This is a genomic window from Streptomyces sp. NPDC028635 (assembly GCF_040637635.1).
GTDB lineage: Bacteria > Actinomycetota > Actinomycetes > Streptomycetales > Streptomycetaceae > Streptomyces.
This window is the reverse complement of sequence record NZ_JBEZWX010000033.1, coordinates 17,814-37,528: the sequence shown is the minus strand read 5'-3', so window position 1 is coordinate 37,528 and position 19,715 is coordinate 17,814. Positions and strand designations below refer to the sequence as shown.

21 protein-coding genes and 1 pseudogene are annotated in these 19,715 nt (G+C 71.2%); 18 read left to right on the top strand and 4 right to left on the bottom strand.

The window, feature by feature from the left end:
- Nucleotides 1–173 precede the first annotated feature (173 nt).
- The 8 genes from AB0E88_RS27645 to AB0E88_RS27610 all read left to right on the top strand — a co-directional run bounded on the left by AB0E88_RS27645 (nt 174) and on the right by AB0E88_RS27610 (nt 8,127).
- Nucleotides 174–419 carry a hypothetical protein gene (locus tag AB0E88_RS27645; protein ID WP_361635839.1) on the top strand — a complete coding sequence of 82 codons (246 nt, stop codon included), beginning with the start codon at nt 174–176 and terminating at the stop codon, nt 417–419.
- Complete coding sequence (locus AB0E88_RS27640) at nt 419–2,692, top strand: heavy metal translocating P-type ATPase (RefSeq protein ID WP_361635836.1); 2,274 nt, start codon at nt 419–421, stop codon at nt 2,690–2,692. Before AB0E88_RS27645 ends, AB0E88_RS27640 begins: the two co-directional genes overlap by 1 nt.
- On the top strand, nt 2,689–3,210 hold the full coding sequence (locus tag AB0E88_RS27635) for a copper chaperone PCu(A)C (protein ID WP_361635833.1): 522 nt from the start codon (nt 2,689–2,691) through the stop codon (nt 3,208–3,210). The genes AB0E88_RS27640 and AB0E88_RS27635 overlap by 4 nt, the downstream gene beginning before the upstream one ends.
- A 171-nt stretch (nt 3,211–3,381) precedes the next feature.
- Nucleotides 3,382–4,137: a hypothetical protein gene (locus AB0E88_RS27630; protein ID WP_361635831.1), complete on the top strand. Its 756-nt coding sequence runs from the start codon at nt 3,382–3,384 to the stop codon at nt 4,135–4,137.
- 179 nt (nt 4,138–4,316) lie between these two features.
- Complete coding sequence (locus tag AB0E88_RS27625) at nt 4,317–4,964, top strand: sigma-70 family RNA polymerase sigma factor (protein WP_361635828.1); 648 nt, start codon at nt 4,317–4,319, stop codon at nt 4,962–4,964.
- A 183-nt stretch (nt 4,965–5,147) separates the two neighbouring features.
- Nucleotides 5,148–6,227: an ABC transporter substrate-binding protein gene (locus AB0E88_RS27620; RefSeq protein ID WP_361635825.1), complete on the top strand. Its 1,080-nt coding sequence runs from the start codon at nt 5,148–5,150 to the stop codon at nt 6,225–6,227.
- Nucleotides 6,228–6,229: 2 nt separating this feature from the next.
- A complete protein-coding gene (locus AB0E88_RS27615; protein WP_361635822.1) occupies nt 6,230–7,303 on the top strand; it encodes an iron ABC transporter permease in 1,074 nt (357 codons plus the stop codon).
- Nucleotides 7,300–8,127 carry an ABC transporter ATP-binding protein gene (locus AB0E88_RS27610; protein WP_361635819.1) on the top strand — a complete coding sequence of 276 codons (828 nt, stop codon included), beginning with the start codon at nt 7,300–7,302 and terminating at the stop codon, nt 8,125–8,127. The genes AB0E88_RS27615 and AB0E88_RS27610 overlap by 4 nt, the downstream gene beginning before the upstream one ends.
- Nucleotides 8,128–8,184: 57 nt before the next feature.
- Here AB0E88_RS27610 and AB0E88_RS27605 read toward each other — a convergent pair whose 3' ends face one another.
- Nucleotides 8,185–8,400: a heavy-metal-associated domain-containing protein gene (locus AB0E88_RS27605; RefSeq protein WP_361635816.1), complete on the bottom strand. Its 216-nt coding sequence runs from the start codon at nt 8,398–8,400 to the stop codon at nt 8,185–8,187.
- Nucleotides 8,401–8,614: 214 nt separating this feature from the next.
- Between AB0E88_RS27605 and AB0E88_RS27600 the strand changes: the two genes are divergently transcribed.
- From AB0E88_RS27600 to AB0E88_RS27570, 7 genes are all read left to right on the top strand, one after another.
- On the top strand, nt 8,615–8,908 hold the full coding sequence (locus tag AB0E88_RS27600; RefSeq protein WP_361635813.1) for a hypothetical protein: 294 nt from the start codon (nt 8,615–8,617) through the stop codon (nt 8,906–8,908).
- Between the two features lie 131 nt (nt 8,909–9,039).
- Entirely contained in the window at nt 9,040–9,828 is a 789-nt protein-coding gene (locus tag AB0E88_RS27595; RefSeq protein WP_361635810.1) for an MFS transporter, read from the top strand.
- Between the two features lie 36 nt (nt 9,829–9,864).
- Entirely contained in the window at nt 9,865–10,491 is a 627-nt protein-coding gene (locus AB0E88_RS27590) for an MFS transporter (RefSeq protein ID WP_361635807.1), read from the top strand.
- 16 nt (nt 10,492–10,507) lie between these two features.
- On the top strand, nt 10,508–12,334 hold the full coding sequence (asnB, locus tag AB0E88_RS27585) for an asparagine synthase (glutamine-hydrolyzing) (RefSeq protein ID WP_361635805.1): 1,827 nt from the start codon (nt 10,508–10,510) through the stop codon (nt 12,332–12,334).
- Between the two features lie 11 nt (nt 12,335–12,345).
- Nucleotides 12,346–13,608 carry a cytochrome P450 gene (locus AB0E88_RS27580; RefSeq protein WP_361635802.1) on the top strand — a complete coding sequence of 421 codons (1,263 nt, stop codon included), beginning with the start codon at nt 12,346–12,348 and terminating at the stop codon, nt 13,606–13,608.
- Between the two features lie 150 nt (nt 13,609–13,758).
- A complete protein-coding gene (locus tag AB0E88_RS27575) occupies nt 13,759–14,718 on the top strand; it encodes an isocyanide synthase family protein (RefSeq protein WP_361635799.1) in 960 nt (319 codons plus the stop codon).
- Nucleotides 14,604–15,272 carry an MscL family protein gene (locus AB0E88_RS27570; RefSeq protein WP_361635796.1) on the top strand — a complete coding sequence of 223 codons (669 nt, stop codon included), beginning with the start codon at nt 14,604–14,606 and terminating at the stop codon, nt 15,270–15,272. Before AB0E88_RS27575 ends, AB0E88_RS27570 begins: the two co-directional genes overlap by 115 nt.
- Nucleotides 15,273–15,428: 156 nt before the next feature.
- On the opposite strand, the gene AB0E88_RS27565 is transcribed toward AB0E88_RS27570, so the two are convergent.
- Both AB0E88_RS27565 and AB0E88_RS27560 read right to left on the bottom strand, forming a co-directional pair.
- Entirely contained in the window at nt 15,429–16,124 is a 696-nt protein-coding gene (locus tag AB0E88_RS27565) for a response regulator transcription factor (RefSeq protein ID WP_361635793.1), read from the bottom strand.
- A complete protein-coding gene (locus AB0E88_RS27560; protein WP_361635791.1) occupies nt 16,121–17,338 on the bottom strand; it encodes a histidine kinase in 1,218 nt (405 codons plus the stop codon). The genes AB0E88_RS27565 and AB0E88_RS27560 overlap by 4 nt, the downstream gene beginning before the upstream one ends.
- 131 nt (nt 17,339–17,469) lie before the next feature.
- Between AB0E88_RS27560 and AB0E88_RS27555 the strand changes: the two genes are divergently transcribed.
- From AB0E88_RS27555 to AB0E88_RS27545, 3 genes and pseudogenes are all read left to right on the top strand, one after another.
- Nucleotides 17,470–17,799 (top strand): hypothetical protein, encoded by a 330-nt coding sequence (locus tag AB0E88_RS27555; protein ID WP_361635788.1) that lies wholly within the window; start codon nt 17,470–17,472, stop codon nt 17,797–17,799.
- Entirely contained in the window at nt 17,796–18,533 is a 738-nt protein-coding gene (locus tag AB0E88_RS27550) for a hypothetical protein (RefSeq protein ID WP_361635785.1), read from the top strand. Before AB0E88_RS27555 ends, AB0E88_RS27550 begins: the two co-directional genes overlap by 4 nt.
- Before the next feature lie 296 nt (nt 18,534–18,829).
- A pseudogene (locus tag AB0E88_RS27545) lies at nt 18,830–19,324 on the top strand (ABC transporter ATP-binding protein); the annotation flags it as partial.
- A gap of 83 nt (nt 19,325–19,407) precedes the next feature.
- On the opposite strand, the gene AB0E88_RS27540 reads toward AB0E88_RS27545, so the two are convergent.
- On the bottom strand, nt 19,408–19,533 hold the full coding sequence (locus AB0E88_RS27540; protein ID WP_361635783.1) for a hypothetical protein: 126 nt from the start codon (nt 19,531–19,533) through the stop codon (nt 19,408–19,410).
- Nucleotides 19,534–19,715: the final 182 nt, after the last annotated feature.

Genomic DNA, 19,715 nt, shown 5'->3' with positions numbered 1-19,715 from the left:
CGGCAGCCGTAGGCAGGGCAGCGCTCCGTCGCCGCGGCCCTCGAGCACAGTTGTCCCTTACGTGACGCGGGCCACAACGCTGCTCCGGAACTCGACCCCCGGCGGCCCCGACTCCTGATGCAGTACGGCGCGATACGACCGGCGCCGTACGCCGTGATCTGGAGACGTGATTGATGGACGAGTCCCGGCAATCCTCCTCCGGTACGGGTGCGGTGTTGCGGAAGCTGCTGCCTCCGCCCGCCCTGTGCGGATTCCTTCTCCTGCTGGCGCTGGTGTTCACGGTGTCGTACGCCGTCGGTGTCGCGGCAGGGCCCGTCGCGCCCGGCATGCACGGCACCGGCACGAGCCGGGGGGACGGCGATCCCGGCGGGGGCGGCGGCGCGGACGACATGGGGGACATGCACGGGGGTGGCCACTGATGGGCGGGGAACCGGTGGCCGTCGGCCTGGTGACGACCGACCTGACCGTCGGTGGCATGACCTGCGCGGCCTGTGTGAGGCGCGTCGAGAAGAAGCTCGGCACGCTGGACGGGGTCACGGCGACCGTCAATCTGGCCACCGGGCGGGCGCGTGTGAGTCACCCGCCGCGGATCAGCCCTGAGGAACTCGCCGCAGCCGTGGAGGAGGCCGGCTACACGGCCACCCTGCCCCAACCGCCCAAAGAGCCCGAGACACGCGAGGGCAAGGACGCGGGCGAGGCCGAGGAAGCTCGCCAGGAGCGGGACCGGCTGCTGATCACCGCGCTGCTCGCGGTGCCCGTGCTCGTGCTGTCGATGGTGCCCGCGCTGCAGTTCCGGAACTGGCAGTGGCTGTGCTTCGTGCTGGCAGCCCCGGTCGCCGTCTGGGGCGCGTGGCCCTTCCATAGGCGTGCGGCGCGGGGACTGCGGCATGCGGCGGCGACCATGGACGCACTGGTGGCGCTGGGTGTGGTGGCGTCCTTCTCCTGGTCCGTCTACGCGCTCTTCCTCGGCGGTGTTGGGGAGCCCGGCATGCGGATGCCGTTCACTCTGGTGCCCTTGGCTTCGGACGGTGCGGCGCACCTCTATCTCGAAGCAGCCGTCGGCGTACCGCTGTTCGTCCTGGCGGGGCGGTTCCTTGAGGTGCGGGCCCGGCGCGGAACTGGGGCGGCACTCAGGTCACTGGCCCAGCTCGCCGCCAAAGAGGTGACGATCCGCGAAGGCGACGACGAACGGCTCCTTCCTATTGAGCGGTTGAAGCAAGGGCAGGTCTTCGTCGTACGGCCGGGGGAGCGGGTAGCCACCGACGGGCAGGTGACGGAGGGCAGTTCCGCTGTGGATCTGTCCCTGGTCACCGGGGAGAGCGAGTCGGTCGAGGTCGGGCCGGGTTCGACGGTGGTCGGCGGCGCCGTCAACGCAGGCGGACTGCTCCTGGTGAAGGCCACGGCCGTCGGCGCCGACACCCAGCTCGCCCGTATCACCCGGCTGGTGACCGAGGCCCAGGCCGGCAAGGCACGGGCGCAGCGGCTGGCCGACACGGTGGCAGGCGTCTTCGTCCCCGTCGTACTGACGCTGGCCGTCACCTGCCTCGGCTTCTGGCTCGGCGCCGGGGCCGACCCGCAGGCCGCCGTCACCGCGTGCGTGGCCGTTCTCGTCGTGGCCTGCCCGAGCGCGCTCGGCCTGGCCACGCCGACCGCGCTGATGGCCGCGACCGGCCGCGGTGCCCAACAGGGCGTCCTGGTCAGCGGACCCCAGGCGCTGGAGGGGCTCCAGCACATCGACACGGTCGTCCTGGACAAGACCGGCACGCTCACCTCCGGCCACATGACCGTCGTCCGGGTCACCTCCCTGCCAGCCGGGCTCGGCAGGGAGACGGTGCTGCGGCTGGCCGGTGCCGCCGAGCACGGCTCGGAGCATCCCCTGGGCCGGGCGATCGCCTCCTACGCCCGACGGGAACTCCCCGAGCAGCCGGTGCCGGACGTCAGGGAGTTCGCCGCACTCCCGGGGCGGGGCGTGCGCGGCCTGGTCGAGGGCCGGCTGGTGGAAGTCCTCGCCGCCGACGGCCAGTTGCCCGCCGCCCTGGCGGACGCGCTGTCGGTGGCCGAGGCCGCCGCCCACACGCCCGTCCTGGTCCGGGTCGACGGTGTGGCCGAGGCCCTGATCGAGGTCGGGGACGTGGTGCGGCCCGGCAGCTACCGCGCCGCGGACCGGCTGCGGCGCCTCGGTGTGCGGCCGGTGCTCGCCACCGGTGACCGTGAGGCACCCGCGCAGGCCGTGGCCGCAGCCCTGGGCATCGACGCGGTGCACGCCCGCTGCACCCCCGAAGCCAAGGCCGGCCTCGTACGGGACCTGCAGAAGCAGGGCTACCGCGTCGCCGTCATCGGTGACGGGGTGAACGACGCCGCCGCCCTGGCCGGCGCCGACCTAGGCATCGCCATGGGCAGCGGCACGGACGTGGCCATCGGGGCCGCCGACGTGACGCTGTTACGCGGGGACATCGAGGCGCTGGCGGACGCGGTCCGGCTCGCCCGGCGCACGCTGGGCACGATCCGGGCCAACCTCGTCTGGGCCTTCGGCTACAACGTCGTGACCGTGCCGCTCGCCATGGTCGGCCTGCTCAATCCGATGCTCGCAGCGGCGGCGATGTCGGTGAGTTCGCTGCTGGTCGTCGGCAACAGCCTGCGGCTGCGCGCCTGGCAGCCCTCGCCCGCCACCGCCCGGAGGCGTACCCGATGACCGAGCAGAAGCTCTGGCGACCCACTCGCCGTCGGCTGACCGACACCCTCCTCGCCGCGCTCGCACCCGTGGCCGCGTGCAGCCTCGCCCTGGGCGGGCTGACGACCTGGACCGGGGCCGGGAAAGCGGGCAGCCCGGCCCGGATCACCGTCTCGAACGCGCGCGTCCTCCTGCCGCACGGGGACCGCACGGAGACCGCGGCGCTCTTCGACATCGCCAACGTCGGTGGCGCGGACGACCGGCTGCTGAACGTGACGTCCACCGCCACGAACGGCCGGATCACCCTCAGCGGGCACCGCATGCTGGGCAGCCGGGCCGCCTACAAGACGGATCTGACCTCGGCCGGCGTCCCTGCGGGCGGCATGCTGTCCATGTCGCCGCGCGGTGTGGACGTGACGCTGCGGGCCGCGGCCGGCTGGCGTGCGGGTGACCTGGTGCCGTTCACGCTGCACTTCGAGCGCAGCGCGCCGGTCGACACGATCGCGGTCGTCATCCGCCCGGGCGGCAGCGCTCAGTGATCGCCTGCCCTGAGGGCAGAGGAATCCTCTCCCCAGACGTCGGGGCAGAGCGTCGCCGAGTTCCAGCCGGTTGCCGTGGGCTGGATCACACCCTGCGAAGTGAGTACGGTCCCCCGTGGATGTCCGTACCCACGCATGACGACCGAAGCCCGGATGCGAGGATGAGGCGCCATGACAGCAGGGTGGTGTGCTCGCGCGATACGGGCCGCGGTGTTCGCGGCCATGTGCGTGCTGCTCGCTGCCCTGGGCCACGTCCTGATGTCCGGCAGCGACGTGCCGTCATGGGCGCTGGCCGCCGGCGGTGCCGTGACGGGTGCCGTTGGCTGGTGTCTAGCGGGGCGTGAGCGCGGGCTGCCGTTGATCCTGACGGCCGTGGTCGCCGCCCAGACGGTGCTCCACGAGGCGTTCTCCTACGCCCAGTCGGCGCCCGACGGGTCCGCCTCCATGGACATGAGCGGCATGGGCTCCATGAGAACGGGTCCGATGCACATGGGATCCATGGGCATGAACTCCATGGACATGGGCCCTATGCACATGGACCCCATGGACATGAGCGCCACGCATATGGGCCACACGGGCATGAGCGCCATGCACATGGGCCACACGGGCATGAGCGCCATGGGTCACATGGGGCACTCCATGGACGGCGGTTCGTCGTCGTCGTTCGGCATGCTCGCCGCCCACCTGCTCGCCGCGGTGCTGTGCGGTCTGTGGCTGGCGTATGGCGAGAAGGCCGCCTTCCGGATCCTGCGGGCGGCAGCCGGATGGCTGGCGGCACCGCTGCGGTTGCTGCTCGCCCTGCCCGGTATCCCCGACCGCCCGCGCATCCACCTGCGGCGCGGTCACTCGGACCGGGCGCCGCGTCTCCTCCTTCTCGTCCACGCGATCACTTCTCGAGGTCCGCCCGTGGGAACGGCTGTCGCCTGAAGACAGCTGGTTTCCCGAGGCCGCTCGTCTGCACGCGTGTGCCTCGGGCCACGGCCGTACGACCGCACAGGCGCTGTAGCGCCGCAGCGACGCCGTAGGGCCGTTTCTCCCTCTTTCACCGGACCGCGCGCTTCGGCGCGCCCTGGTCCGGATCACGGTTGACCAGAGAAGGACACCAGGTGATTTCCTCTGCCCTGCCCACCTCACGCCCCCGGGGCGACACCCCGGCACCGCTCGACGAATCGATCACCGCATGGGCGCTGGCCGCCCGCAGCGGTGACGCGGACGCCGTCGAGCAGTTCGTGGCAGCCCTGCACCGGGACGTCCAGCGCTACGTCACCCATCTGTGCGGCGACCCCCAGGCGGTGGACGATCTGGCGCAGGACACGTTCCTGCGCGCGCTCGGCAGCCTGCACCGCTTCGAGGGACGTTCCTCGGCCCGGGCCTGGCTGCTGTCCATCGCCCGCCGGGCCGTGATCGACAGCTACCGGTACGCCGCCGCCCGGCCCCGGCTGGCCGACGTACCGGACTGGCAGCTGGCCGCCGAACTGGCTCAGCCGCGTGACCTGCCCGGTTTCGACGACGGCATCGCCCTGCTGGACCTGCTCGCGTCACTGCCCGAGGACCGCAGGGAGGCGTTCATCCTCACGCAGCTGCTCGGCCTGCCGTACGCGGAGGCCGCCCAGGTGAGCGACTGCCCGATCGGCACGGTCCGCTCCCGGGTGGCTCGCGCCCGCGCGACGCTGATGGACCTGCTGGACGATGGCGGCACCTCCCACGCCGTCAAGGCAGTGGTGGAGGACCAGCCCGCCGCGTCGGCGGCCTGACGCTCCGCGAGGGTGTCGGTGCCGCCTGAAGAACGGCACCGGCGCCCTCACCGCCGGAGTACCCGGAGGGGTTGACCCGCGCCGGATCGCCAACGGGCCGGGAACTGGGGGCACTCTCGCTCCGACTACTGGAGCGGGTGGCGCAGGCTCGCCCGTGTGCCGAGTGGATCCGGGAGTTGTTCGATGCGTTCTCGTGTGTGGGGCGGTACCGCGGCCGTCGTACTGGGCGGCCTGCTGGTTGCGGGCTGCGGCGGCGGGGGGAAGGACTCGGCGGACGGCAACGCGGGGCAGGCCGGGAAGGCGGCTGCCGGCGGCTATCCGGTGTCCGTCACCGACTGCACGGGCGCCAGGACCACCTTCTCCGGCGCCCCGAAGGGAATCGTCACCAGCAACGCCTCCAGCCTGGAGCTGCTGCTGCGCCTCGGTGCCGGCGACCAGGTGATCGGCACCGGTTTCCCGCCCGGTAAGGGCACGCTGCCCGGCAGCCTCGACGCGCAGGCGCAGAAGGTCGAGGTGCTCAGCCAGACCGTGATCCCGAAGGAGAAGCTGCTCGGCTCCGGAGCGGACCTGTACATCGACACCTTCGCCTCCATGGGAAGCATGGGCGGCTCAGGCATGGGGGACGCGCCGACGCCGGAGGAGTTCAAGGCGGCCGGGATCAAGCACATCTACCTGAAGTCCACCGCTTGTGCTGCCCAGAGCAAGAGCCCGGTGACCGATCTGTCCGCTGTCGAGGCCGACATCACCTCCCTCGGCGCGGTCACCGGCACCAGTGCGCAGGCGCAGAAACTAGTCGCCGGGATGAAGACGAAGGTGGACGCGGTCCAGAAGGCGGTCGGTGGTACGGCGGAGAACAGCCGGCCCACGTACTTCTTCTTCGACTACGACGCCGGTACGAAGCAGCCCTCCGTTACCTGCAACCGCCAGATCGCCAACGCGGTGATCACCCTGGCCGGGGCCCGCAACGTCTTCGCCGACTGTGACGGCGACTACAAGCAGGTGGGCTGGGAGGACGTCATCGCCAAGAACCCCGACTGGATCCAGCTCGGCGTCCGAAACCGGGGTAGCGAGGCGGCGAACGAGAAGGCGTTCGACGAGGCAGAGCAGTGGCTGAAGTCGAATGCCGCGACCAAGGGGCTGACGGCGGTCAAGGAGGGCCACTTCCTGCGCATCGGCTCCGAGCAGACCACCATCGCGGGAGTCGAGAACGCCGACACGGTCGAGGCCATTGCCAAGACCCTCTACCCGGGCAAGGTCGCCTGATCGTGGCCCTCACACTGGTGCGCCGGAAAGCCACGGCCGCGCAGGAGCGCGGCAGCCTGCCCGCCGGACCGCTGGCGGCGGTTCTCGTCGTGGTGCTGCTGGCCGCGCTGACGGCCGCCGTCGCCTGGGGCTCGACGTCGATCCCGCCCGGCGAGGTGTGGGGCGTGGTGTGGCGGCGGCTGTCCGGCGAAGCCCCGCGCCCCGGCACGGACGACCTCATCGTCTGGCAGCTGCGGGTGCCGCGCGCCCTGCTCGCCGCGCTCGTCGGCGCGGGACTCGGCGTCGTCGGTACGGCCGTACAGGCGCTGGTGCGCAACCCGCTGGCCGACCCCTACCTGCTGGGCATCTCCAACGGCGCCTCCCTCGGCGCGGTCGCCGCAATCGTCCTCGGCCTCGGCGCCGGCGGGGCACTGGGCCTGGGCCTGTCCGGGGCGGCCTTCACCGGCGCGCTGGCGACGTTCGCGCTGGTGTGGGCGGTGGCCCGGCGCGGGGGCGGATTCGCGCCACTGCGGCTCGTGCTGGCCGGCGTCGCGATCGGCCAGTTCCTCTCCGGATTCACCAGCTACCTGGTGCTCCAGTCCGGCGACGAGCAGCAGACCCACAGCGTCCTGTTCTGGCTCATGGGCAGCCTCAGCGGAGCGACGTGGCACATGCTCGCGGTCCCCGCCGTCGCCGTACCCGGCGCGATGCTGTGGCTGCAGGCACGCGCCCGGGGCCTGAACGCCTTGCTGATGGGCGACGAGACGGCCGCCGGGCTCGGTATCGACGTCACCCGGCTGCGCCGAGAACTGTTCACCGTGACCAGTGTGCTGACCGGTGTCCTGGTGGCGGTCTCCGGCGCGATCGCGTTCGTCGCGTTGATGGTGCCGCATGTCTGCCGCCTGGTCGTGGGAGGTGACCACCGGCGCCTGCTGCCGCTCTCCGCGTTGTTCGGCGCTCTGCTGCTGGTGGTGGTCGACATCGTGTGCCGTACGGCGATGGACACGCAGGAGCTGCCGGTGGGCGTGGTCACCTCGCTGCTCGGGGCTCCGGCCCTGCTGTACCTGCTGGACCGGCGGCTGGGGAGCGGCAGTTGAGGATCGACATCGAGGACCTGCACGTCGCCTACGCCGGCCGTACGGTGGTCGCGGGCGCCCATCTCGTCGCCGCCGAGGGAGAGATCACCGGGTTGGTCGGCCCGAACGGCTGCGGCAAGTCCACGCTCCTGCGCACCGTCTACCGGCACCTGAAGCCCGCCGCCGGGCGGGTCCTGCTGGCCGGCACCGACCTGCGGGAGATGACCCCGCTCCAGTCGGCCCGGCACGTGGCGGCCCTGCCGCAGGAGCGCGGGAGCGACTTCGAGCTGACCGTGCGCGAGGTCGTCGCGATGGGCCGTACGCCCTACAAGCGGGCCTTCGCCGGGGAGGACGCAGCCGACCGGGACATCGTCGCGCAAGCGCTCACCGACGTCGGCATGGCAGAACAGGCCGGACGCCGCTTCACAGCCCTGTCCGGCGGTGAGCGCCAACGTGTCCTGCTGGCACGGGCGTTCGCACAGAACCCGGACATCCTGGTGCTGGATGAACCGACCAACCACCTCGACATCCGCTACCAGGTCAACCTGCTCGCCCTCCTGCGGGCCCAGCGCCGCACGACCCTGGTGTCGCTGCACGACCTGAACGCCGCGGCCTCCGTCTGTGACCGCCTCCACGTCCTGCACGACGGAGCGGTCGTCGCCTCCGGCCCGCCGCGGGAAGTCCTCACGCCCTCGCTGATGGCGGAGGTGTTCGGGGTGCGAGCGGCGGTTGTCGACCATCCCCTGACCGGTGACCCGCTCATCGCCTTCGACCACCGGACGCCGTCGGACGAGGCACCGGCAGCCGTGCCGCTTCAGACGCCCACCCGGGGATGGACCGTCTGATGAATGGGTTCGGGCAGGACGGCAGTCGCGTCCTGCCCGCTCGGCCGGCTGCCGGGATCAGGCGGCGACCGTGTCCGCGATGCCGTACCCGGCCTCGACGATCGCCGCGCGCAGCCGCTCGTCGTCAAGGTCCGTGCCGCGCACGGTGACGGCGTTGGCGGCGAGGTCGACCACGACCTCGCTCACCCCGGGTACCTCGCAGACCTCCTCCCTGATGCTCGCCGCGCAGTGCTCGCAGCTCATTCCCGTGACGTCGTACTGCTTCTGCTCCATGGCGCAACTCCCGGATGCGGATGAGACTCTGGCGTGGCGTACGGACGCCCGAACGCGGATGGCTCAGGCCGACACCGTCGCCTCAGTAGTCGGCTGAGCGGAGCCCGGAGTTCCGCCGTAGGCACGCCGATTCGATGTCCGGCGCGAGGGAAGGAACCCTCCGCGGCACGCGCCGGGCAGCGCGCGTGTCGAGCATTCGGGGGAGAGCAGCCGGATGACGCGGCTCCGGCACAACGTGCACGACGGTTCCCACACGGCTTGGCCTTGGGACCCTGAGCCCAGGACGATCCGGCGCGGCTGGGCGCGGATCAACGGGGGAGCCTGGCCGCTGCTCGCGGTCACCGTGGCCGTTCTCGCAGCCGGGTACGGCTGGCTGGGATCCGTCGTCGATGGAGTGTTCGGAGCGGCTGTCGGCTGCGCCGCGGGCCTGGTCCTCTGCGTGCTGCTGTACCTGTTGGCGGAGTCGGCCGTGTCGGGCAAGCCGGCCCCCGGCGGCCGCCGGGACTGAGCGGCGCGGGCGGTGTCAGGCTGCCCGCCATGATTTTTGGACGCGCCCGGGAACTCGTGTGCGATCCCTCCCGACTTGTGGGACGAGGCTGCCGTCCGGCAGCCCACCCACGACCGTGAGGGGCGGCAACGGTGACAGGCCACAGTCCTGGCTCGGAACAGCCGGGCCGCATACCCGTCGGCGACGAGGACCGCTGGCTGCTCGTTGCGGTGGCCGGCCTGCTGTCGTTCGTGGCGATGCTCGACATGAACATCGTCAACGTGGCCTTGGCGGACATCGCCGACGGTCTGCACGTCTCCGCCGCGACCGCCCAGTGGGCGGTCCTGGGTTATCAACTGCCGGTGGTGGCATTGCTGTTGCCTGTCGGCCGATGGCTGGACGGGGTCGGGATGCGCTCCGCTCTGCTGGTCGCGAACGCGGGCTTCGGTCTGTGCAGCGCGCTGGCGGCCGCCGCGCCCTGGGCGCCCTGGCTGATCGCCGCCCGCCTCGCGCAGGGCGCGTTCGGTGCGGTGCTCTTTGTGCTGATGCCGCTTCTCGCCCTGCGGTCGGTGCGGCCGGAACTGCGCGGGCGGGCCATGAGCGTGCCCGCGACACTGGGCCCGCTGGGCGCGGTGACCGGTCCCGCGGTGGGCGGACTGCTGCTGGACCACCTGGGCTGGCGCGCCGTCTTCCTGGTCAAGGTCCCTTTCTGCCTGCTCGCCCTGGTCGTGGCGATGGGGGTCCCCCCGCTCGAGCGAAGCCGAGAGTGGGGGAGGGCGATGCCGAGGGACGGGGGCCTGCGCCGGCCCGACCGGCGGTCGGCGGCGGATGTGCTGCTGGTGGGTTCCGGGGTGAGCGCCCTGCTCCTGGCGCCGACCCTGGGGGCGGGAAGCCCAGCGTGGCTGGCGCTCGCGTGTGCCGCCGTACCGCCGTTGTGGTAGTGGCTGCGAGGACCGGCTGGTCGCCCGGTGGTCGGCGTGCTGCGGACGACGGGGCTGTTCCGGACGCATGCGGCGGTGCTGGCGCTGGCGGCCGGGTTCGCGGCGATGCACTACGTCGTCGCCCTGCACCTCCAGCGCGACGACGGCGTCAGCGCCACCACCACCGGGCTCACCGTGCTCGCCTTCCCGCTCGGGATGGGGCTGGCCGGGCCGGTCGGTGGCCGCCTCGCCGACCGGTGCGGGGCCCGGCCCGTGGCGGTCACCGGCGCCGCCCTCACCGCAGCCGGTCTGCTCCTCCTCGTTCCGCTGGGAGGCGATTGGTCACCGGTGGACGTGGCCTGGCGGCTGGCTCTGGCCGGGGTCGGCATGGGGTTGAACGGCGGCCCGACCCAGGCCCTGGTCATGAGCGCTGCCCCGGCGGACCGCGCGGCGACCGTGGGCTCCTCCGCACAGCTCGCCCGCAGTCTCGGCTTCACCCTCGGTCCGGCTCTCGCCACCACCGCCTGGGGCCTGGCCGGACGCGATGACGGCGTGACAGCCGGGCTGACCCTGGCGGCAGCCGCCGCCTGCATCGCCGTACCCCTGCTCGCCCTGCAAGGACGCCGGCCGGCGCTCGTGCAAGACATGTCCACCGACGCGGCTCCCGCCGCCCACCGCCCCTGACCGAGGAGTCGCTCCCATGTGCGGAATCACCGGCTGGGCGTCCTTCCACAGCGACGCCCGCACCCAGGCCCCGGTCATCGAGGCCATGACCGCCACCCTCACCCCGCGGGGCCCCGACGCCGGCGGCGTCTGGGTCGGTGAGCGGGCCGCGATCGGCCACCGGCGCCTGGCCGTCATCGACCCCGAAGGCGGCGTACAGCCGATGACCGACCGGCCCGACGAGCCGGCCATCGTGCTCAGCTACAGCGGCGAGGTCTACAACCACCACGCACTGCGCACCGAACTGCGCGCCCGGGGCCATGCCTTCCGCACGCGCAGCGACACCGAGGTGGTGCTGCGCGCGTACGCCGAGTGGGGCGACGCAGTGGCCGAGCACCTGGAGGGCATGTTCGCCTTCGCCGTCTGGGACGAGCGCGCCCAGCGGCTGCTGCTGGTCCGCGACCGGCTGGGGGTGAAGCCCCTGTTCTGGGCCCGCGTCGACGGCGGCCTCGCCTTCGCCTCCGAGCCCAAGACCCTGTTCGCCCACCCGGAAATACGGCCCCGGGTGGACGCGGACGGGCTGCGGGAGGCGTACAGCCTGCTGTTCAACACCGGCCCGACCGTGTGGTCCGGAGTCAGCGAGGTCGAGCCGGGCGGCGTGCTCGTCCTGGACCGGGCCGGCATCCGTGAACGCCTCTACTGGCAGCTGGAAGCCACCGACCACACAGACGACCAGGACACGGCCATCGAGCGGATCCACGCCCTGGTCGGCGCCGCGGCCCGCAGCCAGCTCGAGGCGGACGTCCCGCTGTGCAGCCTGCTCTCCGGCGGCATCGACTCCACCGTCCTGACCGCCCTGCTCGCCGACGAACTCCGCCGGCGCGAAGGCCCGGACGCCCGCATCCGCTCCTACGCAGTCGACTACAGCGACCAGGCGAAACAGTTCACCGGCGACGTCCTGCGCACCGGCCACGACACGCCCTACGCCATCGAGGCCGGCGCCTTCATCGGCACCGACCACAGCACCGTCATCCTCGACCCGCGCGCCCTGCTCGACCCCGAGCACCGCAAGGCCGTCGTCGTGGCCCGCGACTCACCCATCGGTGTCGGCGACATGGACACCTCCCTGTACCTGCTGTTCGGCGAGATCCGCCAGCACTCCACCGTCGCCCTCTCCGGCGAGGCAGCCGACGAGGTCTTCGGCGGCTACCCCTGGTTCCACAACCCGAAGGCCCTGGCAGCGCAAACCTTCCCGTGGCTGCTGGTGACGGGCGACGAGGCCGCCATGCCCCTCAATCCGGAACTCGGCCTGCGCATCGGTGAGTTCCGCGACGACACCTACCGCACCGCCCTGGCCGCCGTACCGCACACCGACGGCGAGAGCCCCGCCGAACACCGCCAACGCGAGATGCAGCACCTGTCCCTGACCCGCTGGCTGCGCCAGCTCCTGCACCGCAAGGACCGCCTCAGCATGGCCCAGGGCCTGGAGGTCCGCGTCCCGTACTGCGACCACCGGCTCGTCGAGTACGCCTTCACCACCCCCTGGGCACTGAAAAGCTTCGACGGCCGGGAGAAGAGCCTGCTGCGCGCTATGGGCACCGACCTCGCCCCCCACTCCGTGCTGCACCGCCCCAAGAACCACTACCCGGCCACCCACCACCCCGACTACACCCGCGGCCTACAGGCCGTGGCGCGCGACGCGCTCGCCACCGAACAGGTCCGCGCCCTGGCCGACGAGACCCGCATCAAGCCCTTCCTCGACACCCCGCCCGACCGGCTCGAGTGGGGCCACCGCCTGCGCCTCGAACGCGTCGTCGACCTCGCCCTGTGGCTGGACCACTACCGGCCCGAACTCGCCCTCTGAGGAGCCGCCCCATGACCCTCCAGAAACAGCAGCCAGTCGCAGATCCGGACACCCTGCCCGACCCGGTGCCGCTGATGGGCTGCCCCTACAAGAGCAACCCCTACCCCCTGTACGAGCAGATGCGCGAGGCTGGCCCAGTCCACCGGGTCCTCTTCCCCAGCGGCGTCCAAGCCTGGCTCGTCACCGGCTACGACGCCGCCCACGCCGCGCTGAACGACGACCGCCTCGGCAAGAACCACGACCGTGGCAACGACCGCTGGCGCGCCCGCGCCTCGATCATGCCCGAGCCCCAGCACTCCCAGCTCCAGGTCCACCTCCTCCACCAGGACCCGCCCAAGCACACCCGGATGCGCCGCTTCGTGACGGACGCCTTCACCCCGCGCCGCATCGAACAGCTCCGCCCCCGCTTTCAGCAACTGGCCAACGCACTCGTCGACGCACTACCGGAGTACGGCCCCGCAGACCTCGTCACCGGCTTCGCCGCTCACTTCCCCTTCAAGGCCCTCGCCGAAGTCATCGGCCTCCCGCCCGAACTCGCGGCCCGCTTCGACCGCGACTGGGGCAAGGTCGTCCAGCCGGTCGGCCCCACCGACCCCGGCCGACCCCTCTACGAGGCCCGCCTGCACGGTCTGCAGAGCTACATCGCCGACGTCGTCACCCACAAGCGCGACCACTGGGACGACGACCTGCTCAGCCGCCTCGTCGTGGCCCGCGACCGCCGCGAACTGTCTCAAGAGGAGCTGGACTCGATGATCTTCCAGCTCCTGGTCGCGGGCCAGGAACCGGTCACCAACCAGATCACCACCGCCCTGATCGCCCTCTTCCGCCACCCGGCCGAACTGGCCCGCCTGCGCGACAACCCGGATCTACTGCCCCCCGCCGTCGAGGAACTCCTGCGCTATGACAGCGCCTTCGAGCTCACCACCTGGCGCTTCTTCGACAAGGACAGCGATCTGCACGGCACCGAGGTCCCGGCCGGCGACTCCGTGATCGTCTCCCTCTGCGCGGCCAACCGCGACCCGAGCCGCTTCCCCGCCCCGCACACCCTGGACTTCGACCGCTCGCCCAACCCCCACCTCGCCTTCGGCCACGGCATCCACTTCTGCCCCGGAGCCGCCCTGGCCCGCGCCGAGCTACAGATCGCCCTCGGCACCCTGATCGCCAGCCTGCCCGGCCTCCATCTGGCCGTCAGAGACGAGGACATTGAGTGGATCCCGGCTGTCCTCGGCCGCGGCACCAACCACCTACCCGTCGGCTACGACCGCCGCCTCTGACACCGACGTACCGCTGACCGGGTCCGGCCACACCGGCCGACCCGGCCCCGGCTGACCCACGCCCACCGACCCCAGGCGCCTGGCTTTCCCTCCCGCCACGGCGCCATGTCGACGTGCCCTCGCACGCCCTCGTACCCCAGGAGGAACGACATGCCCCTGGCGACCGCGCCGGACACGCTCCCCACGAGCATCGCCACCGAGATCCTGAACCTGATCCTGCCCCACCACCGCACGACCGACCCCGCCCCGGCTCCCGCGCAGGCGTTCCCGCATCAGCTGCGCCGCATCTCCGCCTTCGTACGCGACGGCGCCCCCATCGTCTTCACCCTGCCCGGCTTCCCCTGCAAGTCCCCCAACCCCGCAAAAGTCCTCGGCCACCTCCCCGACGAGGGCGAACGCCTCTCCCTGACCTTCCTGAACACCCTGTGCAGCGAGATGGAGCGGATCTACCCGCCCGGCGCCCGCGTGATCATCTGCTCCGACGGCCACATCTTCGGCGACCTCATCGGTGTCCCCGACGACCACATCGACGCCTACGCCGACGACCTACGCATACAAATAGGCCGAATGGGCCTGCACCGACTGTCCGTCTTCGATCTCCGCGACGTCCTCGGCGATCTCCCGCACGACGTGAAACGCACTCACATCCACGAGCGCTACGCCCCCACCCTGGAGGGCCTCCACGCCGAGATCCGCGCCGACGACCAGGCTCTCGCCCTCTACCGGGGCATCACCCGCTTCCTCGTCGAGGACACCGCCGCCTGGACCGGCAGTCGATCCGCCCTCCAACGCGCCTGCCGAAAAAACGCCTACGGCGTCATCCAGCGCAGCCGCGCCTGGGGCACGCTGATCGCCGAACACCACCCCCGCGCGGTACGCCTCTCCATCCATCCCCAGCCCATCGGCGCCCCGAAATTCGGCATCCGCCTCCTCAACGCCCCGGACGCGTGGACCACGCCATGGCACTCCGCTGCCGTGCGCCGCAGCTCCGGTACGTGGGCTCTCATGCCCAGAGCCGAAGCCGCTCGGATGGGTCGACTGGTGCGGCAGGGCGGCAGAGACAGTCACTTCGAGGAGGACCGGGCAGATTGCCTGACGGGGGCTCAGTGAGGCTGTACCGACGAGCACGCGGAAGCCGGCCCTGGCGTGCAGGGCTCTGGTCCTCGACCCGGCCGCGCGCACCGTCGAGCGGGACGGCACGCCCTTGGACCTCACCCGGCGTGAGTTCAGCTGCTGGAGGTGCTCGCCCGCAACGCCGGACTGGTCCTCACCCCGGCATCGTCATCGGAGCGGCGTTCACCGCTGTCGTCAACGGTTTCGTCAGCGCTTTCTTGACCCCGCTCGTGGGACTGGCCACCGGTGCCACCGGCGACATGAGCCGCAAGACTTTCACCGTAGGCGCCACCAAATTCCCCTACGGCGCGTTCATCAACGCGGCGATCAGCTTCCTCTTGCTCGCCAGCGCCCTGTACTTCCTCGTCGTACTCCCGATCAACAAGCTGCAAGAGCGCGTCGCTCCCCACCACGACGTCCAGGCCCCCAAGCGGGGCTGCCCCGAGTGCCTCAGCCCCGTCCCGGCCCAGGCCCGACGCTGCGCCTCCTGCACCGTCGCCCTGCCCACGGTACCCGCTCAGACGGGGGAGACGACTCAGCGGGCCGGGTGAACGGCCCCTGATCGGTCGGCGACAGCCACCGTGGCTGGGTCGTCCCCGCGCCCGCAGATCTGCCTGTAGCGGTCGACCCGCGGGTTGGACGGCCGGCCGGTCTCAAACGATCTTCCGGCAGCGGCGCGAGCAGCGGCTGGGTCGGAAAGACACTGTCTAGGAGTTCTGCTGTGCCTGGAAGACCATGAGAGCCAGCTGGACCCGGTTGTCCAAGCCGGTCTTGGTGAGCGCGCGGGAGATGTGCGTCTTGACTGTGCCTTCGCTCATGAAGAGTGCCTTCGCGATGGTCGCGTTGGAAGCACCTTCGGCGACAGCCTCGGCGACCGCGCGTTCTCGATCGGTGAGCGCTTCCAATGTCCGCCGGGCTTTGGCGGTGGTGGAGTTGCTGGCCGCGCGAGTGTGGCGTGCCACGAGTTGGCGGGTGATCGTCGCTGAGAACGCGGATTCCCCCGATGCGGCAAGGTGAATCGCGTGGCAGAGCTCTTGCGGCGCGACGTCTTTGAGCAGATATCCGCTAGCGCCGGCCTGCAGCGCGTCGAGGACGTGCGTGTCCAGGTGGAAGGTGGTCAGCATCAGCACCGCGACCGACGGCACCGCCGCACGGACACGGCGGGTGGCCTCGACGCCGTTCATTTCCGGCATCTGCAGGTCCATCAGGACGACATCGGGACGGTGCCGCGTCGCCGCGATGACGGCCTCGGCTCCGCCGGATGCCTCGGCGACAATGGTGATGGTGGGGTCCACCGACAGGACCATCGACAGCCCGGCGCGGACCATCGCGTCGTCGTCGACGATGAGCACCGACGTGGGTGCGCCGCCGGGGGTGCTGCTGGAAGGTGGAGAGCTGGTCATCGCAGGGGCACTCGCGCAGACAGTCGGAACTCGTGGGTGTTCTCACCGCGGTCGACGACCTCGTGTTCGACGACGCCTCCCACGGTGGCGATCCGTTCGACGAGACCGCTCAGCCCGGCGCCGGTTCCGGGCAACGCCGACTCGGTTTCTTCGATCGGATTGGTGATCGTGATGAGGGCATCACCGCCCTCGCGGCGAACATTGACCGTGACCAGTGCGCCAGGGGCGTGCTTGCGCGCGTTGGTCAGCCCCTCTTGCACGACGCGGTAGATGTGCTCGGCGTTCGGGGGTCCCTGCGGCGCGGCTGTGCTGCCGGTGTTGCCGCTGGTGCCGCCGTTGTCGGGCAGATCAAGGCGCGCGACGATCAACTGACCGGCCTGTCTGGCTTCGTCGATCAGTCCCGCAACGGTGTGTTCGTGCTCGGAGCTTTGCGGTGTCACGACGGTGCCGTCGCGCAGTATGCCGATCACAGTGCGCAGCTCGTCCAGTGCACTGATCGCGGTCGTGCGAATCGTCGCGGCTGTTGTGCCGACGTTCTTGGCGTTGTCCCCGGCGACCGCGAGCCCGCCGGCGTACAGCGCGATCAGCGAGATGTAGTGCGCGACCGAGTCGTGCATGTCCCGGGCGATTCTGGCGCGTTCGGCCATCTGGATCTGTTCCGCACGCTGCTCTCGCTCGCGCTCGATACGGGCCGCTCTGTCCCGGTAGACCGCGACCAGGTCCTGCTGCTTCTGCTGCAGTGCGCCCCAGGCCACGACGGCGAGTGCGATCGCGGTGTTGACCACCACGGTCAGACTCAGCGCCGAGTTGGCCGGATACAGCAGCCAGAAGACCAGGGCGCCGGCGATATCGGCGATCGCCACGACGAACGCCTCTTCGATGTGCCGGCTGCGTGCCACGGCGAACAGAGCCACGTAGTTGGCTACACCGGCGGTGGCGCAGAACGCCCCAACGACCGCCAGTACCAGACCGACCACGACCGGAGCACGGTAACGGACCAGCAGCACGAGACTCGCGACGGCGCCCACGCAGATGTCGAGGAGGCGCCACCCTCCTCCCGGGCGCTGCTCGAGGACCAGGAACAGCATGGCGAGCCCACCGGCGAACGAGGAGAGAACCAGCAACGCCGAGCGGCCGCGCTCGATCCACGGCCCTCGACGCACCGGTATCCCGTCGTTGCGGCCGCCGGGGACGGCGAGGGGAGGAGACGACACCGGACCACCCTAGACCGTCGGCCTCGACGACGCAGTCAACGAAAGTCGTAGAACCTGTCGGCCGTTCGTGGACTCGATCGGTCCCGATCGGCAGACGTCCGGCGCATCGGCCGGCCGACATGGTTGAGGGCATGAACACCACACGTCCTCGCCGATACCTGATCACGCTGCTCGGGCTGGACCCGGCCGATCAGCGCTCCACGACCCGGATCCGCTTCGCCGTCACCACGACGGCCGCCTTCGCGACCGCCGTGCAGATCATCGCCTGGCTGCTGATGGGCATCTTCCGCACGCATCTCGACGGTCCGTGGTGGCTGTGGACGCCCGGCAGCGCCCTCCTCATCAACGCTGCGCTGCTCTCCGTGGACCACGTCCGCGCCCAGTGGCGACGCGCCGGTTCATCGCACAGTCACCAGACCGGAAACCTCCGTACCGACGACGTCACCCGGGAGTCACTGTGACCACGCCATCGACCACGCAGAACCCGTCCGCCTCGCCTCGTCCCGCAGCCGGCGCATCGGACCTGCCCACCACCACGTTCGCCGGCCGGACGGGTATGGCAGTGGGTGCCCTCTCGGTGCCGATGGTGGCCTTGTACTTCGTCTACTCGGGACCGCCCCCGCAGTGGAACGTCCTGACGCGTAGCCTGCTGACGCTGGTGATCATGGCTGTGCTGACGGCGTTCGGGGTCGCGCTGGCCCGCCTGCTTCCCAGGGACGACACGGGCCGGCGCGCCATTGCCGGTCAGCTCACCATCGTGTCGCTGCTCACCTACGTCACGGTGATCCTCTTCGCCACCTCGCTCGAGGCCGGTACTCCCTTGGCGTTCCCGGATCGGGGGATGGACCCGACCACGGACGGCCCTCTGGCGGCCGCCATGGCACTGGCTCATGGTCCGATCGCCCACCTGTGGATCGCGATGTTCTTCCTCGGGTTCGCCCGTGCCGCGCAGCAGTTCATGCCGGCCGAATCACCGATGGTGCCACGGTGGGCCCTGCGCGGTGCCGTCGTCGTCGGAGTCATCAACCTGCTGGCCGTCCCGTCGCTCTACTTCGGCATGGACGCCACCCACTTCTACGCCATCAACGGGTGGGGTGCTGACGCCCTCGTCGGTCTGATCACTCTGGTCTGGGTCGGCTTCATCGGTCTCGGCATCCACCGAGCTCGCAAGCACCGGGCGGGAACGCTGACTTGACGGGTCGGCCTGATCTCCGCCTGGTCCCACGGCCCTGGGGAGAAAGGGCGGTGCAGGTGCCGGTCCAGCATCGCCCACCGCACGAGCCGGATCGCGACACCGCCCGGCGAGGGCCGGCGTTTCGGCCAACCGCCGAGCGGTGGAGGTCCGTTGTCCGTCGCGGGTCGATGCATCCCCCGCCCTCCGACACGCCCCGTGGTTGGGGAGTTGGGGGCCGACCGAAATACGTGTGTTCGATATCCGGGCCGGGTCGTTGAGCTGCGTGACCACGGCGGACGACGACGAGGGAGACCACCTTGACCTCGGCAGACACCAGCACGCAGCAGAACACGGCCCCACCACCACCGCCTCCGGCGGAGATCACCTACAGCGGCCAGTACTCAGTGAACCCTCTCGCCCAGGTCGGCTTCCTGCGGATGGGGGCGCAGATCCCGGCCGTGCTGGCTCGGATCGTCTGGTTGTCGTGGCGTACCGACCGGCGGGCGGTTCAACTCCTGTTCGGCTGCCAGCTCGTCACCGGCGTCTCGGCCGCCGTGGTGCTGGCCGCCACCGCTCGCGCGATGCAGCCGGTCCTCGGCGGCGGCTCACCCGGGCAGAGGCTGCGCGACGCCCTGCCGGCCCTCCTGCTCGTCGGGCTCGCCGCCGCCACGAGCCGTACCGCGGGGTCGGTGGCCGCGTACGCCGAACGGAGGATCACCCCGCAGCTGATCACACGGACGGACACCGCTCTGGTGGAGGCGGTCTGCGTGGTGGAAGCGGCCGCGTACACGGAGGACGGGTTCTCGGACCGTTTGTCCCTGCGCTCGCCTGACGCCGGAACGCGGGTGGCTACCGGTGGACCGGTGGCACCCGCGTGACCCGCGAGGCGCTCGGGCTATGCCCTGAAGACGCCCCGGTTGCAGCGCAGCACCGCCACGATCGCGGCGACGATGACCGCCGTGATGACGGCCGTCCCGAGGACCGAGCCGGTGGCGGCGAAGATGTCGCCGAAACCCGCCACGCCCAGCGCCGCACCGACCGCGAGGGCCCGTCTCTTGGCGGGCCGCGGCGCGCACGAGGTCCTTCGGCGGGACGCTGCCCAGCAGGTAGGCATCACCGAAGGCCATCGAGACTCCGACGCCGAGGCCGATCAGGAAGCTGGCGGGCCACAGGCCGACGAAGGCGGCCACAACAAGGCACGAC

Bases quoted from the DNA above. Each gene is read 5' to 3' on its own strand.
- AB0E88_RS27645 (WP_361635839.1), top strand. From the start codon at position 174: ATGGACGAGTCCCGGCAATCCTCCTCCGGTACGGGTGCGGTGTTGCGG.
- AB0E88_RS27640 (WP_361635836.1), top strand. From the start codon at position 419: ATGGGCGGGGAACCGGTGGCCGTCGGCCTGGTGACGACCGACCTGACC.
- AB0E88_RS27635 (WP_361635833.1), top strand. From the start codon at position 2,689: ATGACCGAGCAGAAGCTCTGGCGACCCACTCGCCGTCGGCTGACCGAC.
- AB0E88_RS27630 (WP_361635831.1), top strand. From the start codon at position 3,382: ATGACAGCAGGGTGGTGTGCTCGCGCGATACGGGCCGCGGTGTTCGCG.
- AB0E88_RS27620 (WP_361635825.1), top strand. From the start codon at position 5,148: ATGCGTTCTCGTGTGTGGGGCGGTACCGCGGCCGTCGTACTGGGCGGC.
- AB0E88_RS27605 (WP_361635816.1), bottom strand. From the start codon at position 8,400: ATGGAGCAGAAGCAGTACGACGTCACGGGAATGAGCTGCGAGCACTGC.
- AB0E88_RS27600 (WP_361635813.1), top strand. From the start codon at position 8,615: ATGACGCGGCTCCGGCACAACGTGCACGACGGTTCCCACACGGCTTGG.
- asnB (WP_361635805.1), top strand. From the start codon at position 10,508: ATGTGCGGAATCACCGGCTGGGCGTCCTTCCACAGCGACGCCCGCACC.
- AB0E88_RS27580 (WP_361635802.1), top strand. From the start codon at position 12,346: ATGACCCTCCAGAAACAGCAGCCAGTCGCAGATCCGGACACCCTGCCC.
- AB0E88_RS27575 (WP_361635799.1), top strand. From the start codon at position 13,759: ATGCCCCTGGCGACCGCGCCGGACACGCTCCCCACGAGCATCGCCACC.
- AB0E88_RS27565 (WP_361635793.1), bottom strand. From the start codon at position 16,124: ATGACCAGCTCTCCACCTTCCAGCAGCACCCCCGGCGGCGCACCCACG.
- AB0E88_RS27555 (WP_361635788.1), top strand. From the start codon at position 17,470: ATGAACACCACACGTCCTCGCCGATACCTGATCACGCTGCTCGGGCTG.